The sequence below is a fragment of the Vicingus serpentipes genome, assembly GCF_007993035.1.
GTDB classification, from domain to species: Bacteria; Bacteroidota; Bacteroidia; order Flavobacteriales_E; family Vicingaceae; genus Vicingus; species Vicingus serpentipes.
This window is the reverse complement of the sequence record NZ_VOOS01000027.1, coordinates 1-378: the sequence shown is the minus strand read 5'-3', so window position 1 is coordinate 378 and position 378 is coordinate 1. Positions and strand designations below refer to the sequence as shown.

The 378-nt window shown below is 35.2% G+C and carries 1 protein-coding gene; it reads right to left on the bottom strand.

Going from position 1 to position 378, the window contains the following annotated elements; all coding sequences use genetic code 11:
• Positions 1-378: SprB repeat-containing protein (locus tag FRY74_RS12810; RefSeq protein WP_189765290.1), on the bottom strand; the 378-nt coding region annotated here is incomplete at both ends.

The window sequence follows — 378 nt, the reverse complement described above, 5'->3', positions numbered from 1 at the left end:
ACATATCCTGAGCCATTATTTTCACCAAAACAAAGATTGTCAGTAGCATTAGATGTAGAAGATAAAGGAGCAATAGGTTGAGATATGACTATAGTATCAAGGTCAGTACAACCTTTATTGTCAGTAGTTGTGACAGTATAGGTGCCAGCAATTAAATTTGAAGACGAAGCAGTAGTATCAGCATTGCTCCATAAATAAGAATAAGGAGTAGTACCACCAGAAGAAGCCACAGTAGCTATTCCATCATTACCACCAAAACAACTTACATTAGTTGAATTATTGATATTGGAAATCAATAAAGCCGGTTGATTAACATTAGCACTATTAATAGTAGAGCATCCATTATCATCAGTAACAGTGATAGAGTAGTTACCAGCA